At 63.8% G+C, this 18,854-nt stretch carries 17 protein-coding genes and 1 tRNA gene; 4 read left to right on the forward strand and 14 right to left on the reverse strand.

Features of this window, described 5'->3' with window-relative positions; genetic code table 11:
* Positions 1-316: 316 nt before the first annotated feature.
* Positions 317-1,798: a glutamate--tRNA ligase gene (gene gltX / locus F3J45_RS04875; RefSeq protein ID WP_167058179.1), complete on the reverse strand. Its 1,482-nt coding sequence runs from the start codon at positions 1,796-1,798 to the stop codon at positions 317-319.
* Between the two features lie 143 nt (positions 1,799-1,941).
* On the opposite strand from gltX, the gene F3J45_RS04880 reads away from it, so the two are divergent.
* Positions 1,942-2,997, forward strand: coding sequence for an HlyD family secretion protein (locus F3J45_RS04880; protein ID WP_167058182.1), 1,056 nt, complete (start codon positions 1,942-1,944; stop codon positions 2,995-2,997).
* Positions 2,998-3,049: 52 nt separating this feature from the next.
* Complete coding sequence (locus tag F3J45_RS04885; protein WP_205300405.1) at positions 3,050-4,537, forward strand: MDR family MFS transporter; 1,488 nt, start codon at positions 3,050-3,052, stop codon at positions 4,535-4,537.
* 83 nt (positions 4,538-4,620) lie between these two features.
* Here F3J45_RS04885 and uvrB read toward each other — a convergent pair whose 3' ends face one another.
* Positions 4,621-6,636 carry an excinuclease ABC subunit UvrB gene (gene uvrB, locus F3J45_RS04890; protein WP_167058188.1) on the reverse strand — a complete coding sequence of 672 codons (2,016 nt, stop codon included), beginning with the start codon at positions 6,634-6,636 and terminating at the stop codon, positions 4,621-4,623.
* Between the two features lie 293 nt (positions 6,637-6,929).
* Here uvrB and F3J45_RS04895 point away from each other — a divergent pair, with 293 nt between their 5' ends.
* Together F3J45_RS04895 and F3J45_RS04900 are read left to right on the forward strand one after the other, a co-directional pair.
* Positions 6,930-8,120 carry an amino acid aminotransferase gene (locus F3J45_RS04895; protein ID WP_370526296.1) on the forward strand — a complete coding sequence of 397 codons (1,191 nt, stop codon included), beginning with the start codon at positions 6,930-6,932 and terminating at the stop codon, positions 8,118-8,120.
* Positions 8,121-8,182: 62 nt separating this feature from the next.
* Positions 8,183-8,258 (forward strand) — tRNA-Asn (locus F3J45_RS04900).
* Positions 8,259-8,386: 128 nt separating this feature from the next.
* Here F3J45_RS04900 and F3J45_RS04905 read toward each other — a convergent pair.
* The 12 genes from F3J45_RS04905 to fabG form a co-directional block, all read right to left on the reverse strand.
* On the reverse strand, positions 8,387-8,947 hold the full coding sequence (locus F3J45_RS04905; protein WP_167058194.1) for a DUF1285 domain-containing protein: 561 nt from the start codon (positions 8,945-8,947) through the stop codon (positions 8,387-8,389).
* Between the two features lie 10 nt (positions 8,948-8,957).
* Positions 8,958-9,563, reverse strand: coding sequence for a DUF4823 domain-containing protein (locus F3J45_RS04910; protein WP_167058198.1), 606 nt, complete (start codon positions 9,561-9,563; stop codon positions 8,958-8,960).
* A 66-nt stretch (positions 9,564-9,629) separates the two neighbouring features.
* Entirely contained in the window at positions 9,630-10,598 is a 969-nt protein-coding gene (locus F3J45_RS04915) for a GTP 3',8-cyclase MoaA (RefSeq protein ID WP_167058202.1), read from the reverse strand.
* A 107-nt stretch (positions 10,599-10,705) separates the two neighbouring features.
* Positions 10,706-11,341, reverse strand: coding sequence for a TetR/AcrR family transcriptional regulator (locus F3J45_RS04920; RefSeq protein WP_167058205.1), 636 nt, complete (start codon positions 11,339-11,341; stop codon positions 10,706-10,708).
* A 520-nt stretch (positions 11,342-11,861) separates the two neighbouring features.
* Positions 11,862-12,644: a TatD family hydrolase gene (locus F3J45_RS04925; RefSeq protein ID WP_167058208.1), complete on the reverse strand. Its 783-nt coding sequence runs from the start codon at positions 12,642-12,644 to the stop codon at positions 11,862-11,864.
* Positions 12,645-12,674: 30 nt separating this feature from the next.
* Positions 12,675-13,661 carry a DNA polymerase III subunit delta' gene (locus F3J45_RS04930; protein ID WP_167058211.1) on the reverse strand — a complete coding sequence of 329 codons (987 nt, stop codon included), beginning with the start codon at positions 13,659-13,661 and terminating at the stop codon, positions 12,675-12,677.
* A complete protein-coding gene (gene tmk / locus F3J45_RS04935) occupies positions 13,654-14,286 on the reverse strand; it encodes a dTMP kinase (protein WP_167058214.1) in 633 nt (210 codons plus the stop codon). The genes F3J45_RS04930 and tmk overlap by 8 nt, the downstream gene beginning before the upstream one ends.
* Positions 14,287-14,295: 9 nt before the next feature.
* The gene (mltG, locus tag F3J45_RS04940) at positions 14,296-15,423 is read right to left on the reverse strand and encodes an endolytic transglycosylase MltG (protein WP_167058217.1); all 1,128 of its coding nucleotides are present in this window, start codon (positions 15,421-15,423) and stop codon (positions 14,296-14,298) included.
* Positions 15,424-15,427: 4 nt separating this feature from the next.
* Positions 15,428-16,249: an aminodeoxychorismate lyase gene (gene pabC / locus F3J45_RS04945; RefSeq protein ID WP_167058220.1), complete on the reverse strand. Its 822-nt coding sequence runs from the start codon at positions 16,247-16,249 to the stop codon at positions 15,428-15,430.
* A complete protein-coding gene (gene fabF / locus F3J45_RS04950; RefSeq protein WP_167058223.1) occupies positions 16,249-17,493 on the reverse strand; it encodes a beta-ketoacyl-ACP synthase II in 1,245 nt (414 codons plus the stop codon). Before fabF ends, pabC begins: the two co-directional genes overlap by 1 nt.
* Positions 17,494-17,666: 173 nt before the next feature.
* Positions 17,667-17,903, reverse strand: a complete 237-nt coding sequence (acpP, locus tag F3J45_RS04955) for an acyl carrier protein (protein WP_009685065.1) — start codon at positions 17,901-17,903, stop codon at positions 17,667-17,669.
* A 203-nt stretch (positions 17,904-18,106) separates the two neighbouring features.
* Positions 18,107-18,847 (reverse strand): 3-oxoacyl-ACP reductase FabG, encoded by a 741-nt coding sequence (gene fabG, locus F3J45_RS04960; protein WP_167058226.1) that lies wholly within the window; start codon positions 18,845-18,847, stop codon positions 18,107-18,109.
* Between the last annotated feature and the right edge of the window lie 7 nt (positions 18,848-18,854).

Consider the following 18,854-nt stretch of genomic DNA (forward strand, 5'->3'; position numbering starts at 1 on the left):
GAAGCGCTGGCTGGGTGCCTGGCGTTTCGTTTTCGTTCATCGCTGTGGACGGGGCGCATATTAAGATCGGATTGCAGGGCTGTCAAACTAAATTTTGAAAATATTCAAATTTTTTTTCACAGATAACAAACACTTACCGCCCTGCCCCGCTGAATCGGAGTGCTGACCCCTTGTAGGAGCGGCCTTGTGCCGCGAATGGACCGCAAAGCGGTCCCAGCCTTTCTTGCACTGACGCTCAAAGGGCGGGACCGCGGTGCGGTCCATTCGCGGCACAAGGCCGCTCCTACAAGGAACACCTCTTGCCGCCGGAAACCTGTCAGGCGATGTTCGCCAGCAGCTTTTCCCATTCCTTGTTTTCTTTCTTCGACACGCCACCCAGCAGGTCCAATGCCTGGCGCAGGCGATAGCGGGTCAGGTCCGGGCCGAGGATTTCCATGGCATCGAGTACCGACACCGAGCTGGCCTGGCCGCTGATGGCCGCGAACATCAGCGGCATGGCGTCACGCAGCTTCAGCTCCAGGGCATCGACCACCGCCTGGATGCAACCGGTGATACGGTCCTTTTCCCACTGCCGCAGGCTTTCCAGTTTCCACAGGATCAACTGCATCACCTGGCGCACCTGGTCGGCCGAGAGCTTCTTGCTCTCGAACAACTTGGCGTCGAGCTTGAGCGCGCCTTCGAAGAAGAACCCGCCCAGCGGGGCGATCTGGCTGAAGGTTTCCACCCGGCCCTGCACATGGGGCGCGATCTTCATCATGTAGTCGCTGTTGAATGCCCACTTCTGCACGCGCGCGGCGAATTCCTGCACCGGCAGTTCGCGCAGCCACTGGCCGTTGAGCCACGACAGTTTCTCGATGTCGAAGATCGGGCCGCCCAGGGAAATGCGCGACAGGTCGAAGTGCTCGACCATTTCGGCCAACGAGAACTTCTCGCGCTCGTCCGGCATCGACCAGCCCATGCGGCCCAGGTAGTTGAGCATGGCCTCGGGCATGAAGCCCATGCGCTCGTAGAACGTCACCGAGGTGGGGTTCTTGCGCTTGGACAGCTTGGACTTGTCGGGGTTACGCAGCAGCGGCATGTAGCACAGCTTGGGCTGCTCCCAACCGAAGTACTCGTACAGCTTGATCAGCTTGGGCGCCGAGGGCAGCCACTCTTCGCCACGCAGTACGTGGGTAATGCCCATCAGGTGGTCATCGACGACGTTGGCCAGGAAGTACGTGGGCAGGCCGTCGTTCTTCATCAGCACCTGCATGTCCATGCGGTCCCACGGGATCTCGACGTCGCCACGGAGCATGTCCGGCACCACGCAGATGCCCTCGCTCGGCACCTTCATGCGGATCACGTGGGGCTCACCGGCCGCCAGGCGGCGCTGCACTTCCTCGTCGCTCAGCAGCAGCGCGCGGCCGTCGTAGCGAGGCGTTTCGCCACGGGCCATTTGCTCGGCGCGCATCTGCTCCAGCTCTTCGGCGGTGCAGAAGCAGTAGAAGGCGTGGCCGGCGTCGACCAGTTCCTTGGCGTACTTGGCGTAGATGTCGCCACGCTCGCTCTGCCGGTAAGGGCCGTGCGGGCCGCCGACATCCGGGCCTTCGTTCCATTCGATGCCCAGCCAGCGCAGGGCATCGAAGATCTGTTGCTCCGACTCGCGCGTGGAGCGCAGTTGGTCGGTGTCTTCGATGCGCAGGATGAACTCACCGCCGTGCTGCTTGGCGAAGCAGTAGTTGAACAGGGCGATGTAGGCGGTGCCGACATGGGGGTCGCCAGTGGGCGATGGCGCGATACGCGTGCGAACGGTGGTCATGGAGAGTCTCGAACGAAAGATGAAACAAAGGCGGGATGTTAGCAGGGAGCGGGCACCGGGCTCCAGCAATGGCGCGAACGACACTTGTCGGCTGGCCATGTGCCGCTGTTAAATTCGCTTACATTTCTGGAACGATAGTCCCCATGCCTGCTCAACTCAAACGCCGCCTGGCGATCTTCTTCACCCTGGTGGCCATCATCGCCCTGGCCTTCCTGGCCGAATGGTATTTCAAGGGTCGGTTCTACGAGAGCACCGACAACGCCTACGTGCAGGGTGAAATCACCCGCATTTCCAGCCAGCTCGGCGCACGCATCGACGAGGTGCGGGTCGACGACAACCAGCACGTCAACCAAGGTGACCTGCTGGTGCGCCTGGAGGCCGCCGATTTCGAGCTGGCGGTGCAACGCGCCCACGCCGCCCTGGCCACCCGTGAAGCGGAATATGCCCAGGCGCAGAGCCGCCTGACCCAGCAGGGCAGCCTGATTGCCGCAGGCCAGGCCCAGGTGGCGGCCAACCAGGCCACCTTCGACCGCTCACGCCTGGACCTCAGCCGCGCGGAAAAACTGCGCAAGCCCGGTTTCGTCTCCGAAGAGCGGGTTACCACGCTCTCGGCAGACAGCCACGTGGCCGGCTCCCAGGTGGACAAGGCCCGCGCCGACCTGCAAAGCCAGCGCCAGCAGGTCACGGCCTTGAACGCCGAGCTCAAGCGCCTCGATGCGCAGATCGCCAATGCCCGTGCCGACCTGGCCCAGGCCGAGCTGAACCTGACCCGCTGCGAGGTTCGCGCCCCACTGAGCGGCACCATCGGCCAGCGCAGCGCGCGCAATGGCCAGGTGGTGCAGGCCGGTGCCTACTTGTTGTCGATCGTGCCCGACGAGAACATCTGGGTGCAGGCCAACTTCAAGGAAACCCAGATCGGCCGCATGCAGCCTGGCCAGCGCGCCGAGCTGGTGTTCGACAGTTACCCCGACACGCCAATCGAAGGCCGGGTGGAAAGCCTGTTCGCCGCCTCCGGCGCGCAGTTCAGCCTGCTGCCGCCGGACAACGCCACCGGCAACTTCACCAAGGTGGTCCAGCGCATTCCGGTGAAACTGACGTTTGCCGCCGACAACCCGCTGCACGGGCGCATCCGCCCCGGCATGTCGGTCACTGCCACCGTCGACTTGCGCCGCGAAGACGAAGGCCACGATGGCCGGTGATCCGTTACTGCGGCCAACCGCAGAGCCCACCCGGCGCGACTGGATCGCGGTGATGAGCGTGATGCTGGGTGCCTTCATGGCGGTGTTGGACATCCAGATCACCAACTCCTCGCTCAAGGACATCCAGGGCGCCTTGTCGGCCACCCTGGAAGAAGGCTCGTGGATTTCCACCTCCTACCTGGTGGCGGAGATCATCATGATTCCGCTCACCGCCTGGCTGGTGCAGTTGTTGTCGGCGCGGCGCCTGGCGGTATGGGTATCCGGCGGCTTCCTGCTGTCGTCGCTGTTGTGTTCGATGGCCTGGAACCTGGAAAGCATGATTCTGTTCCGGGCCCTGCAGGGCTTTACCGGCGGCGCGCTGATCCCGCTGGCCTTTACCCTCACCCTGATCAAGCTGCCCGAGCACCACCGCGCCAAGGGCATGGCGATGTTTGCCATGACGGCCACCTTCGCCCCCTCGATTGGCCCGACCCTGGGCGGCTGGCTGACCGAGAACTGGGGCTGGGAATACATTTTCTACATCAACATCCCGCCAGGGCTGGTGATGATCGCCGGGCTGCTGTACGGCCTGGAGAAGAAGGAAGCCCACTGGGAACTGCTGAAAAGCACCGATTATGCCGGCATCCTCAGCCTAGGCCTGGGGCTGGGTTGCCTGCAGGTATTTCTTGAGGAAGGCCACCGCAAGGACTGGCTGGAATCCAGCCTGATCGTCGGCCTGGCGACGGTGGCCGCGATCAGCCTGATTACCTTCGTCATCCTGCAGCTGTCCAAGCCCCAGCCGCTGATCAACCTGCGTATTCTCGGCAATCGCAATTTCGGCCTGTCGAGCATCGCCAGCCTGGGCATGGGCGTGGGTTTGTACGGGTCGATCTACCTGCTGCCGCTGTACCTGGCGCAAATCCAGGGTTACAACGCGCTGCAGATCGGTGAAGTCATCATGTGGATGGGCATTCCACAGCTGTTCCTGATCCCGCTGGTGCCGCAACTGATGAAGGTGATCCCACCCAAGCTGCTGTGCGCCATCGGCTTTTGCCTGTTCGGTGTCGCCAGCTTCAGCTCGGGGGTGCTGAACCCGGACTTTGCCGGGCCGCAGTTCAACCACATCCAGATCATCCGCGCCCTCGGCCAGCCGATGATCATGGTGACCATCTCGCTGATCGCCACGGCCTACATCCAGCCGCAGGATGCGGGCTCGGCGTCGAGCCTGTTCAATATCCTGCGTAACCTGGGCGGGGCAATCGGTATCGCCCTGCTGGCGACCCTGCTGGATGCGCGCACCAAGGTGTATTTCGATTACCTGAGGGAATCGGTGGTGCCGAGTAACCCGCAGGTGGCCGAGCGCCTGGCACAGTTGGCGGAGCGGTTGGGCAATGACAATGCGGCGCTGGGCAGGTTGAGCGAGATTACCCACCAGCAGGCGTTGATCATGGCCTATAACGATGCCTTCCACCTGGTGGGCATCGGGTTGGCGGTGAGCATGGTGGCGGTGTTGCTGACCCGGAAGTTGCCGCAAGGGCTTAAGGCTGGGGAAGCCCATTGAGGGTTGTGTTGCCGGTGCGGGCCCTTTCGCTTTTGTAGGAGCGGGCTTGCCCCGCGAAGAGGCCCGCACAGGCAACAAACCCATCAGCTGGTAATCAACCGCTCGCGCAATTGGGCGATCTCGTCACGCAACTGCGCGGCGGCCTCGAACTCCAGGTCGCGGGCGAACTGCATCATCTTCTCTTCCAGCTGCTTGATGCGCTTGGTGATCTCCCCCGGTGTACGCAATTCGGCCTCGTAACGCGCCGTTTCTTCCGCCGCCTTGGCCATGCCCTTGCGCTTCTTGCTACGCGCCCCCGGCACCGTGGCGCCTTCCAGAATATCGGTGATGTCCTTGACCACACCCTTGGGCACGATGCCGTTGGCCTGGTTGAAGGCGATCTGCTTCTCGCGGCGCCGCTCGGTTTCATCGATGGCGCGCTGCATGGAGCCGGTGATGTTGTCGGCGTACAGGATGGCCCGGCCGTTGAGGTTGCGCGCGGCCCGGCCAATGGTCTGGATCAGCGAGCGCTCGGAACGCAGGAAGCCTTCCTTGTCGGCATCGAGGATCGCCACCAGCGACACCTCGGGCATGTCCAGGCCTTCACGCAACAGGTTGATGCCCACCAGCACGTCGAAGGTGCCCAGGCGCAGGTCGCGGATGATCTCCACCCGCTCCACCGTGTCGATGTCCGAGTGCAGGTAGCGCACCCGCACGTCGTGGTCGGCCAGGTAATCGGTCAGGTCTTCGGCCATGCGCTTGGTCAGCGTGGTGGCCAGCACCCGCTCGCCCTGGGCGACGCGCTTGTGGATTTCCGACAGCAGGTCGTCGACCTGGGTCAGTGCGGGGCGCACTTCCACCTGCGGGTCGACCAGGCCGGTGGGGCGTACCACCTGCTCCACCACCCTGCCCGCGTGCTCGGCCTCATAGGGCCCAGGCGTTGCCGAAACGAAGATGGTCTGGGGGCTAACCGACTCCCATTCGTCGAAACGCATGGGCCGGTTGTCCAGCGCCGAGGGCAGGCGGAAGCCGTACTCCACCAGGGTTTCCTTGCGCGAGCGGTCACCCTTGTACATGGCCCCCACCTGGGGAACGCTGACGTGGGATTCGTCGATCACCAGCAGCGCATCGGCCGGCAGGTAGTCGTACAAGGTGGGCGGCGGCGCCCCGGCCGGGCGCCCGGACAGGTAGCGTGAGTAGTTCTCGATGCCGTTGCAGTAGCCCAGCTCAAGGATCATCTCCAGGTCGAAGCGGGTGCGCTGCTCCAGGCGCTGGGCCTCGACCAGCTTGTTGGCCTGCTGCAGGTAGTCCAGGCGCTGCTTGAGCTCGACCTTGATGCCCTCAACCGCCTCCAGCAGGGTTTCCCGTGGGGTGACGTAGTGGCTCTTGGGGTAGAACGTGAAGCGCGGCAACTTGCGAAACACCTCGCCGGTGAGCGGGTCGAAGGCGGCGATGTTCTCTACCTCGTCGTCGAACAGCTCGATGCGGATGGCCTCAAGGTCCGATTCGGCAGGGAAAATGTCGATTACATCGCCACGCACGCGGAAGGTGGCGCGGGCGAAGTCCATTTCATTGCGGGTGTACTGCAGGTCGGCCAGGCGGCGCAGCAATGCGCGCTGGTCGAGCTTGTCGCCACGGTCGACGTGCAGGACCATCTTCAGGTACGTCTCGGGGCTGCCCAGGCCGTAGATGCACGACACCGTGGTGACGATGATCGCATCGCGCCGTTCCAGCAGCGCCTTGGTCGCCGACAGGCGCATCTGTTCGATATGGTCGTTGATCGAGGCGTCCTTCTCGATGAAGGTGTCCGACGACGGCACGTAGGCTTCGGGCTGGTAGTAGTCGTAGTAGGAAACGAAATACTCCACCGCGTTGTTCGGGAAGAACGCCTTGAATTCGCCGTACAGCTGCGCGGCCAGGGTTTTGTTCGGCGCCAACACCAGGGTGGGCCGTTGCACCTGCTGGATGACGTTGGCGATGCTGAAGGTCTTGCCCGAGCCGGTAACCCCAAGCAGGGTCTGGTGCGCCAGGCCCGCGTCGATCCCCTCGACCATCTGGCGGATGGCCTCGGGCTGGTCGCCGGCCGGCTGGAAACGGGTGACGAGCTGGAACTCGGACATGACGGACCTCGCGGTAACGCAGCAACTGTAAATTTAGCCAGTAGTCTATACCCAAATGCGCCCGCCCGGGGCCGCTTTCAAGGCCAGACTGTGAACGCGCATTACGGTGGACAGGGCAATTCGACCAATGGTCGAAAATAATTTGCGCAAATCGCCGGAAAACCTGCGCCAGGCTGTCGCAGTGACCGGTCGGTATCACTATACTGACTCCCCGTTTGTGCACCGCTTCAGTGCATTCGGCTGGAGCGTGTACGCCCTATCACTCTCCAATCAGAGCCGAAGTAACAATGAGCCTGTTTTCCGCTGTAGAGCTGGCACCCCGCGACCCTATCCTGGGCCTCAACGAAGCATTCAACGCCGACCCGCGCACCGACAAGGTCAACCTGGGCGTGGGCGTGTACTGCAATGAGGAAGGCCGCATTCCGCTGCTGCGCGCCGTGATCGAAGCTGAAACCCAGCGTGCCGCCCAGCATGCCTCGCGCGGCTACCTGCCGATCGACGGCATCGCCACCTACGACCAGGCCGTACAAAAACTGCTGTTCGGTGCCGAATCGCCACTGCTGGCCGCTGGCCGCGTGGTCACCGTGCAGGCCGTTGGCGGCACCGGTGCCCTGAAGATTGGCGCAGACTTCCTCAAGCGCATTTCGCCCAATGCCGTGGTGGCCATCAGCGACCCGAGCTGGGAAAACCACCGCGCGCTGTTCGAAAGCGCAGGTTTCCCGGTGCAGAACTACCGTTACTACGATGCGCCAAGCAACGACGTCAACCGTGCCGGCATGCTCGAAGACCTCAACACCCTGCCGTCCGGCTCGGTGGTGGTGCTGCACGCCTGCTGCCACAACCCTACCGGCGTCGACCTGACCCTGGACGACTGGAAAAACGTGCTGGAAGTGGTCAAGGCCAAGGGCCACGTGCCGTTCCTCGACATGGCCTACCAGGGCTTCGGTGACGGTATCGCCGAAGACGCCTTCGCCGTGCGCCTGTTCGCCGAGTCGGGCCTGGAGTTCTTCGTGTCCAGCTCGTTCTCCAAGTCGTTCTCGCTGTACGGCGAGCGCGTGGGTGCACTGTCGATCGTCACCGCCTCGAAAGACGAAAGCACCCGCGTGCTGTCGCAGGTCAAGCGGGTGATTCGCACCACCTACTCCAACCCGCCAACCCACGGCGCCACCATTGTTGCCACCGTGCTCAACAGCGCCGAGCTGCGCCAGATGTGGGAAACGGAGCTGGCCGAAATGCGCGAGCGCATCCATGGCATGCGCAAGCAGATGGTGTCGCTGCTGGCCGAATACGGCGCCAACCGCGACTTCAGCTTCGTTGGCCGCCAGGTGGGCATGTTCTCGTACTCGGGCCTGACCGTTGAGCAAGTGGCACGCCTGAAGAACGACTTTGGCATCTATGCGCTGGACACTGGCCGCATCGCCGTGGCTGCGCTGAACCAGAGCAACATCCACGTGGTCACCAAGGCCATCGTTGAAGTGCTGTAACTGATTGATTTGTCAGGGGGAGGCTTGACTTCCCCTTGGCAATCGGTAAGATACGCGCAGATTCCGCGATAGCTCAGTCGGTAGAGCAAATGACTGTTAATCATTGGGTCCCTGGTTCGAGTCCAGGTCGCGGAGCCAAATACTGAGAAAGCCCCCGAATGCGCAAGCATCGGGGGCTTTTTCGTTAGGGTTCGATATATAAAACCCCGGTAGGAGCTCGCGATGCGCCGCAAGAAGCGGCGCTCACCCCACAGGCCGCACCTGCCTCAGGCCGATCGCCCAATCGGGTAAAACTCCCCCTGGCTCCACACCCCAAGCCACTCCTCACCCTCGATCTCACGCGGCACGGCCAATTCCACCATCTGGTAGAACACATTGCGATGGATCAGCGCCTCAAGGTTGCTGCGCATCAGCACATAGGGCGAAGGCTCCTGGGTGACCGGGTCGATCACCACCCGCAACGGATGCCCGGGCCCCGCCACCGCCTCATCCTCGACATTGCTGGTAAAGCGCAGCACCTGCTGTTCACCGCTGCCCTCCACCTGCAGGGTCACGGCCACGAACGGCGCGTCATCGACGCGAATGCCGACTTTCTCCACCGGGGTTACCAGGAAGTAGTCATCGCCATCGCGGCGAATGATCGAGGAAAACAGCCGTACCATCGGCTTGCGCCCAATGGGCGTGCCCAGGTAGTACCAGGTGCCATCGCGGGCGATGCGCATGTCGATGTCGCCGCAGAAATCCGGGTTCCACAGATGCACCGGCGCTGGCCCCTTGTGGCTGGGGATTTGCGCCAGCAGATCGTTTGCCTTCCCCGAATCGCTCATCGCCCTGCCCTCACTCGCTCATACCCAGAAGGCTACGAGCGTACGCGCGCATCGGGGCGCCAAGCAAATCCTGCGGGGTGTTGTCGTGGAACGTCAACAAACCGCCGCGGCTCTTGATGCGCACCGTGTCGATGAGGTAACGGGTGTTGGTTTCGAGCAGCATCATCTGCACCACGCCGGTGTCCCAGCCCAGGCGGTCGACGGCCTGCTCGTCGTACCATTCGTCGCCATTGCCGATGCGGTCGTCAGTGCGGGCGAAGCGGGTGTACAGCACGTAGTCGGCGCCCACAGCACGGGCCTGGGTGATGGCCTCCTCAAGCCCCAGCGGGCCCTGGGCGCGGCGCACCAGCGGGAAATATTCGATGAAGCTCTTGAAGGCTTCCTCGGCCACCGCGTTCTGCTTGGGCAGCGGCCCCTTGCCCGGCGGCATGAAGGCGCCCTGGCCAATGAAGATGAACGAATCGGGCTGCAGGCGGATCGACAGGGTTCGGCGGGTGTCGCTGTGATCCAGCAGCCCGGCATCGCTCATGTGGTAACGAACGCCCTCGCCCATATCGCTGACATTCATGCAGCCGCCCAGCGCCATCAGCGCCAGCAGCAAGACCAGGCTACGCATCTTTCCTCCAGTGGCCGGTGACGAAAAACCGGCGAATAGCCGGCGGATGCAGCTTTTGCGCCAGCTTCAGCCGCCGATCACCTTCATCACCGTCACACCCCCGGAAAAGGCCAGCTCTTGCTTGTCGGCCAAGGCCTTGACCAACAACCGCTGCAGTGCCGGCAACGCCTGGTGGCGCGGTTTTTCCAGCAGGTCGCCGACATAGTGGCGGTTGGATGACGACAGGCAGCCATGCAACCAGCCGGTGGACGACAGGCGCAGGCGCGAGCAGGTTCGGCAGAACGGCACGCTTTCGTTGGCGATCACGCCGAAGTGGCCCTTGCCGGGAATCCGGTAGCGCAGCGCGGTGGCATCCACCGGCGCGTCAACTTGCTCGAAGGCATGTTCGGCCCCAATCGCATCGAGCAGCGTATCCAGGCCCACGAATTGCTGGAGGAAGGCATTGGCGTCGCGGGCCAGGTGGCCCATGCGCATCAGCTCGATGAAGCGCAGCTCGTAGCCCTGCGCCAGGCAGTAGTCGAGCATCGGCAATACCTGGTCGAGGTTCTGCCCGCGCATGGGCACCATGTTGACCTTGATGCGCATGCCCATGGCGCTGGCCTGCTGCATGCCCGCCAACACGCTGGCCAAGTCGCCGCCACGGGCAATACGGCGAAACGCCTCGGGGTCGAGGCTGTCGAGGGAGACGTTCAAGCGCCGAATACCGGCGCCGTGCAACTGGGGCAGCTTGCGCGCCAGCAGTTGGCCGTTGGTGGTCAGGCTGATCTCGGCCAGGCCGAGCCGGGCCACCGCGGCCAGGAAGGCGTCCAGCCTGGGACTGAGCAGTGGCTCACCGCCGGTGATACGCAGGCGCTCGATGCCAGCCGCTTCCACCAGGTAGGCCACGCCGCGCGCCAGGGCCTCGCCCGACAGTTCATCCTGCGCCGCCACCAGGCGCTTGCCATTGGGTACGCAGTAGCTGCAGGCATAGTTGCAGGCAGCGGTCAGGCTGACGCGCAGGTTGCGAAAACGCCTGCCTTGACGATCGACGATCATGGGTGACTCCGGCATGGATGAATCGGGGCTGGCAAAACTTGACTCATGGTTCAAGTTTTTGCAAGCCCCGAGTGCTCGGCCGGGTCAATGATTGCTGCCAAGCCCCTTCAGGAGGTGGCGTCCGGGTCACGCTTGCGCTTGTTGCCCATGCGCACGCCGATGTCCATGAGGAACTGGAAGAAGCCCTCCTGGTCCTCCAGCACATTGCTCCAGAATGGCGAGTGGTACAGCGCCACGGCGCCATGCACCAAGGCCCAGGCGGCGCAATAGTGGAAGTACGGCGGCACGTCTTCGAGCTTGCCTTCGCTGATACGGCCTTTGATGAGCTGGGTCAGGCGGTCGAAGTTGGAGGCGCGGATGCTGTGCAGTTCCTCGACCATTTCCGGGACCTGGTTGCCCTTGACCACCTTTTCTTCCAGGCGATCGAACAGCCGGTAGCGCTGAGGGTCGCGCATACGGAACTCGAAGTAGGCGCGCGACAGGGCTTCCTTGTCACGGTCGACATCGGCCGAGTGCAGCAGCGCATTCAGGTCGCGCTCGTAGTCGAGCATCAGGCGCAGGTAAATTTCCGCCTTGGACTTGAAGTGCTTGTAGATCGTGCCTTTGCCGATACCTACGGCGTCGGCGATCATCTCGACGGTGACGCTGTCTTCACCCTGTTCGAGGAACAGCTTGAGGGCTGTATCGAGGATTTCCTGTTCGCGACGGCGAAACTCACGGACCTTACGAGGTTCTTTCTGCATAGGAAGGACTGGATGACATTGAAGCGGTTTATTATGCCTAACTTGCAGCAAATTGCACGGATCATCCAAGCATGTCTATGTTTCACGATGAGTTCGCCATGCGCAGAAGGAGGAAGCGGGGACGGGCGTATTCCAAATCTGTTTAAAAAACGTACAGCAAAGCACTGGCAGCGCGGCCAACCTGGCCAATACTTGAAGTGTCGGCGTCCCACATCCCCCCAAGTGGCGAGCCGATAAAGGCGCTCAGGGACCGCGTGCCTTTGTTTTACTCCTAATGGTCTTAACCCGGATTCCCCCCCCAGAACCCGGGTTTTTTTTGCCCGGGCACAGATCGGCCCTACCGGGCTTGCGCGGATCCGGTAGGAGCGAGCGTAGCTCGCGATGGGGCGCGCAGCGGCCCCAGGGTTTCAGCTTCGCGGCGGATAACGCCGGGGCTGCTTTGCAGCCCATCGCGAGCTACGCTCGCTCCTACAGGGGGGGGGGCGTGGCCGTCGCCTACAGGGGGGGGCGTGAGCGACGCCTAGAGGACGCGGGCCAGGGGGAACAGGCGCTTGAAATTGGCCGTGGTCTGCTCGGCCAACTGGGCGTAACTCACGCCGCGCAGCGACGCCACGTATTCGGCCACTTCCCGCACGTACTGCGGCAGGTTCGGCTTGCCACGATGCGGAATCGGCGCCAGGTACGGCGAGTCGGTTTCCACCAGCAGGCGGTCCACCGGCACCTGGCGCGCCACCTCGCGCAGGGCATCGGCATTGCGGAAGGTGACGATGCCGGACAACGAAATGTAATAGCCCAGGTCCAGCGCGGCCCTGGCCATGTCCCAGTCTTCGGTGAAGCAATGCAGCACCCCTGCCTGGGGCAGGCTGGCCTCGCGCAGCAACGCCAAGGTATCGGCGCGCGCCGCACGGGTGTGCACGATCACCGGCTTGCCGGTTTGCCGCGAAGCCTCCAGGTGCAGGCGGAAAGAGGCCTGCTGCAATTCGGCGGCCTCAGGCTCGTAGTGGTAATCCAGCCCGGTTTCACCAATGGCCACCACATGCGGGTGGGCCAGTTCGCGCAGCAGCCACTCCAGCGCCGGCGTTTCGCCCGGCGCCAGGTCCAGCGGGTGCACGCCCACCGAGCAGTCGACATCGGCGTACTGCTCGCTCAGGGCCTTCACCGCACCGGCATTCTCGGCGCTTACGCCAATACACAGGAAATGCCCGACGCCCCGCTCGCGGGCCGCCTGCAGGGCAGCATCGAGCGAGCCCTGGTGGGCGCTCAGGTCCAGACGGTCGAGGTGGCAATGGGAGTCAACGAGCATGGGATAGGTCACACATCTAGAAATGAAAAATCAACGGACGCCTGGCAACTGCACCCAATGGGCCAGCAAGGCTTCCAGCAACAGCACGCGATTGAGGTTGGCCTTGCCCAGCACCTTCTGGCGCTGTTCGAGGATCCACGCCTGCACCTCCAGCACCTTGCCCTGGCGGCTTTTCTGCGCCAGGTACTGCACCACCTTGCGCATGTCGGCCAGGCCCAGCCCGTCCTCGTCCTGGGTCAGCTGGTAACGCAGCACCAGGTGCGACCAGTCGCAGAACCAGTCGAACAGCAGCAACAGCGGCACGCCACTCCAGGCTTCGGCCAACTGGCTGGGCGATTGCTGCTGCTTGAGCAACTTCTTCACCCCGTCGGTAACCAGCGCACGCTGCTCGCGCACGCCTTGGGCCTGCAGGCTCACGGCCATCAATGGCGAGCCAGCGGCCAGGGTGAGCAGTTCGTCACGCTCGGCCTCGGCGCTGTCTGCCAACGCCTCTGCCAACCAGGCCTGGCTCTGGGCCAGCGTCGGTTGCGGGCAGGCGACTTGCTGGCAACGGCTTTTGATGGTCGGCAACAAGCGGCTGGGCTGGTGGCTGACCAGAATCAGCACGGTGTCGCCCGAGGGCTCCTCGAGGCTTTTGAGCAAGGCGTTGGAGGCATTGATGTTCATTGCCTCGACCGGCTCGATCAACACCACCTTACGCCCACCGAGCTGCGCCGTCTGCACCACGAACGCCACCAGTTCACGCACCTGGTCGATCTTGATCGGCTTGTCGGCCTCTTCCGGCTCCAGCACGAAGTTGTCCGGGTGGCTGCCGGCCTTGAGCAACTGGCACGACTTGCACTGCCCGCAGGCATCGAGCCCCTGCGGTTTCTGGCACAGCAGGCGGGCCATCAGGCGCTCGGCCATGGCCCGCTTGCCGATGCCCTGGGGGCCATGCAACAGGTAGGCGTGGGCATGCCGGCTGCGGCCGGCCAACTGCTGCCAGATGGCCTGCTGCCAGGGGTAGGCCTCAGCCACGGCAACGCCCTGCGATGGCTGGCAGCAGCGCGTCGATCTGGCGCTGCACGTCAGCCAGTGGCTGCGCGGCATCCAGCAGGCTGTAGCGCTGCGGCTCGCGCTGGGCGCGCTGCAGGTAGGCCTGGCGCACGGCCTCGAAGAAGGCCTGGCCTTCCTGCTCGAAGCGGTCCAGGCGGCCACGGGCGGCGGCACGGGCCAGGCCCACTTCCACCGGCAGGTCGAAGACCAGGGTCAGGTCCGGGCGCAGGTCGCCCTGGACGAACTGCTCCAGGGTGGCGATGCGCTCGACCGACAGGCCGCGACCGCCGCCCTGGTAGGCATAAGTGGCATCGGTGAACCGATCGCACAGCACCACGGCGCCCCGCGCCAATGCCGGGCGAATCACCTCGGCCAGGTGCTGGGCGCGGGCGGCGAACACCAGCAACAGCTCGGTATCGGCCGCCATCGTTTCGTCGCTCGGCGCCAGCAGCAATTCACGAATCTTTTCCGCCAGGGGCGTCCCCCCCGGCTCGCGGGTCAGCACCACGTCCACGCCCTGCTCGCGCAGGCGCGCGGCCAGGTAATCGCGGTTGGTGCTCTTGCCGGCGCCTTCCGGGCCTTCCAGGGTAATAAACAAGCCGCTCACAGGCAGTCCTTAATGGGTTTCGTCAGGCGCAGGCGCTTCGGCCGGCGCGGGCTCGCTGCCTGGCACCTGCTCGGCAGGCTCGGCAGCGTCGGCCGGCGCGCTCTGCGGCGCCGGGCTGGAACGGTAATCGGCACGGCGCTTGAGCTGGAACTCGCGCACCGCACTGTTGTGGTCGTCCAGGTCGTCGGAGAACACGTGGCTGCCATCGCCACGGGCGACGAAGTACAGGCTGGTGCCATCGGACGGGTTGAGCGCGGCATGGATCGCCTCGCGCCCAACCATGGCGATCGGCGTCGGCGGCAGGCCGGTCATGGTGTAGGTGTTGTACGGGGTCGGCTCGCGCAGGTCGGCGCGGGTGATGCGGCCGTTGTAGCGCTCGCCCATGCCGTAGATCACCGTGGGGTCGGTTTGCAGCATCATGCCCAGGCGCAGGCGGCGCACGAATACCCCGGCGATCTGCCCACGCTCCTGGGGAATGCCGGTTTCCTTCTCCACCAGCGAGGCCATGATCAGCGCCTGGTAGGGGTCGCGGTAAGGCAGGTCGGTGGTGCGCTCGGCCCACTCCTTGGCCAGCACTTCGTCCAGGCGCATGTAGGCCTGCTGCAGCAACTCGACATCGCTCATGCCACGCACGAAGCGGTAGGTGTCGGGGAAGAAACGGCCCTCGGGGAAAACTCCGGTGTGGCCCAGCTTGTCCATCACCTCGGTGTCGGACAAGCCATCCAGGGTGTGCTTGATCTTTTCATGCTTGGCCACCGCCGAACGCACCTGGCGGAAGGTCCAGCCTTCGACCAGGGTCAGGTTGTACTGCACCACATCGCCGCGACGCCAGGCATCGAACAGCTGTTCCACCGTCATGCCGGGGCTCAGGCGGTACTCGCCCGTGTGCAGTTGCGTGCCCACCATGTTGAAGCGCCAATACAGGCGCAACCAGAACGCATCGTCGAGCAGGCCGTCGGCCTGCATGCGGTAGAACATGCGGTTGGGGTTGGTGCCGCTGGGCACGTCGAGCAAGCGCTCTTCGGTGACGTGCAAGGGCTGCTCCAGCACGGTGTTGATCTTCCAGGCCGACCAGCCCAAGGCCAGGCCGGCGAGGATCAAACCCATTTCCAGCAGCAGCAGGAATTTGCGTCTCACGAATTCAGGTATCCAGTAACGTACGGGCAACGGCCTGCAGTTTACGGGTGAGCGGGCCCGGCGACCAGTTCAGCTTGAGCGCGGGAATGCCGCGCACCGGCCACACGCCATAGACACTGTTGCAGACGAAGACTTCATCGGCCAGCGCCAGCTCGTCGAAGGCAATGTCACGCACCTGCAGGGCAATGCCCAGCACCTGCGCCTGTTCCAGCAGCGCACCACGCATCACCCCTGCCACGCCGCAGCGGCTCAGGTCGGCGGTGTGCAGCACACCCTCGCGCACCAGGAACAGGTTGCTGTACACCCCTTCGATCACCCTGCCCTGGCCGTCACGCATCAGGCCTTCGGCCAGCTCGCTGCCCTGCCATTCGGCACGGGCCAGCACCTGCTCCAGGCGGTTGAGGTGTTTGAGCCCGGCCAGCAGCGGTTGTTCCGCAAGGCGGGTTTGGCAGGCGAACAGCTGCACACCGAGTTCGGCATGCTCAGCCGGGTAGCTGGGCAACGGGCTGCCCTGAAGGATACGCCGCGCCATGGCGCCGGCAACCGGTGCATAGCCGCGCTGGCTGTCGCCGCGCGTGAGGATCAGCTTGGCGACGCCGTCGCCCAGCTGGCTGGAAAATGCCAGGATTTCCTCGCCCACCCGCGCAAGGTCGGCGTCGATTGCCAGGCGCTGGCAGCCCAGTGCCAGGCGCGCCAGGTGGCCGTCCAGCAAGCTGGGCCGGCCAGCCCGCACGGCGATGGTTTCGAACAGGCCATCGCCGTAGGCCAACCCACGGTTCTGCAGGTTGACTGCAGCCGCGGGCCCGCCGTCGATCCAGCTCAGCATCAACCGGCGAACCGGCGGAACACCAGCGAACCGTTGGTGCCACCAAAGCCGAACGAGTTGGACAACACCACATCGATCGGCATGCTGCGCGCCTGGTGAGGCACGAAGTCGAGGTCGCACCCTTCGTCTGGCTCATCCAGGTTGATGGTTGGCGGCGCCATCTGGCTGTTGATGGCCAGCACGCTGAAGATCGCCTCCACCGCGCCAGCTGCGCCCAGCAGGTGGCCGGTCATCGACTTGGTCGAGCTGACCGCCAGCTTGTAGGCGTGCTCGCCGAACACACGCTTGATGGCGGCCACTTCGGCGATGTCGCCGGCCGGTGTCGAGGTGCCGTGGGCGTTGATGTAGCTGACCTGCTCAGGCTGGATACCGGCGTCACGCAGGGCGTTGGCCATGCAGCGCGCGGCGCCTTCACCGCTGTCCGGTGGCGAGGTCATGTGGTAGGCATCGCCACTCATGCCAAAGCCCACCAGCTCGGCATAGATGGTGGCGCCACGGGCCTGGGCGTGTTCCAGTTCCTCGAGTACCAAGGCACCGGCACCGTCGGACAGCACGAAGCCATCGCGGCCTTTGTCCCATGGGCGGCTGGCGCGGGCCGGCTCGTCGTTGCGCGTGGACAACGCCCGCGACGCACCGAAGCCGCCCATGCCCAGGCCGCAAGCGGCCATTTCGGCGCCACCGGCGATCATCACGTCGGCTTCACCGTAGGCGATGTTGCGCGCGGCCATGCCGATGCAGTGGGTGCCGGTGGTGCAAGCGGTGGCAATGGCGTAGTTCGGCCCCTGCAGGCCCAGGTGGATCGACAGGAAACCGGAGATCATGTTGATGATCGAGCCCGGCACGAAGAACGGCGAAATGCGCCGCGGCCCTTGGTCGTGCAAGGTACGGCTGGTTTCTTCGATGTTGGTCAGGCCGCCGATGCCCGAGCCCATGGCCACGCCAATGCGCTCGCGGTTGGCGTCGGTCACTTCCAGCCCGGCATTACGCACGGCCTGGAACCCGGCCGCCAGGCCGTACTGGATGAACAGGTCGAGTTTGCGGGCCTCTTTGGCCGACAGGTACTGCTCAACCTCGAAGCCTTTCACCGAGCCGCCAAAACGGGTGGAGTAGGCAGACAGGTCCGTGTGTTCGATCGGACCAATGCCACTGCGGCCAGCCAGAATGCCCTGCCAGGTGCTCGGTACATCGGTACCCAGTGGCGACAGCATACCCATACCGGTGACCACGACGCGTCTACGCGACACAGTACTCTCCTTTTCTAATCACAGAGTTTCTTGCCATTGCATTCAAGCAATGGAATGAAATGGCAACAAGCTCTCGTAGCGAGCGAAACGACGCCGGTGGCTCGCAAAGAAAAAACCGCACGCCGGCAAAGGCAGTGCGGTTCTTCTCGACAAGAAGCGTCGACTACAACGTCTTAAGCCTGGTGGTTTTTGACGTAGTCGATTGCAGCTTGAACGGTAGTGATCTTCTCGGCTTCTTCGTCAGGGATTTCGGTCTCGAATTCCTCTTCCAGAGCCATCACCAGCTCAACGGTGTCAAGCGAATCGGCACCCAGGTCATCGACGAAGGACTTCTCAGCAGTCACTTCCTCTTCCTTCACGCCCAGTTGCTCGGCGACGATTTTCTTGACGCGTTCTTCGATGGTGCTCATACCTAGTTTTCACTCCTAATGGACATATGTCAGGCAGCTGGCCGGTGACCAAGTTTATAGAAAGACGTTCGCTTTTCAAGCGGAACGCACCTTCGGCCGGGGCACCCTACCCGCTGCCTGGAATCTGGTTGCAGCTTTATAACGGATTTTAGGCTCGCAGTATGACTCTTTTTTGAAGCAATCCGTCACATTGCATTGCAGTTTTACATGTACATCCCGCCGTTGACCGGCACGGTAGCGCCGGTTACGTAGCCAGCGCCGTCCGATGCCAGGAACGAAACCACCTTGGCAATTTCGTCGGCCTGGCCCAGGCGGCCCAGCGGAATCTGGGTTTTCAGCGCGTCGCGCTGGGCTTCCGGCAGCTCGCGGGTCATGTCGGTGTCGATGAAGCCCGGGGTCACCGCGTTGACGGTGATGCCACGCGAACCCACTTCACGGGCCAGGGCGCGGCTGAAGCCTTCCAGGCCCGCCTTGGCGGCGGCATAGTTGGCCTGGCCTGCGTTACCCATGGCACCGACGACCGAGCCGATGCTGATGATACGGCCCCAACGCGCCTTGGTCATGCCACGCAGCACGCCCTTGGACAGACGGTAGAGGCTGTTCAGGTTGGTGTCGATCACGTCGAACCACTCGTCGTCCTTCATGCGCAGCATGAGGTTGTCACGGGTGATACCGGCGTTGTTAACCAGGATGGCCGGGGCGCCGAACTGCTCGCCAATGGCGCCCAGCACCGCGTCAACGGACTCGGCACTGGTGACGTTCAGCTCCATGCCGGTGCCGGTGATGCCGTGTTCTTTCAGGGTAGCGGCGATGCGCTCGGCGCCGGACGCCGAGGTGGCGGTGCCGATCACGGTCGCGCCCTGGCGGCCCAGTTCGAGGGCGATGGCCTGGCCAATACCACGGCTGGCGCCGGTGACCAATGCAACTTTACCTTGCAGGCTCATGCAAGCT

It is taken from the genome of Pantoea sp. Ap-967 (assembly GCF_011752565.1).
GTDB lineage: Bacteria > Pseudomonadota > Gammaproteobacteria > Pseudomonadales > Pseudomonadaceae > Aquipseudomonas.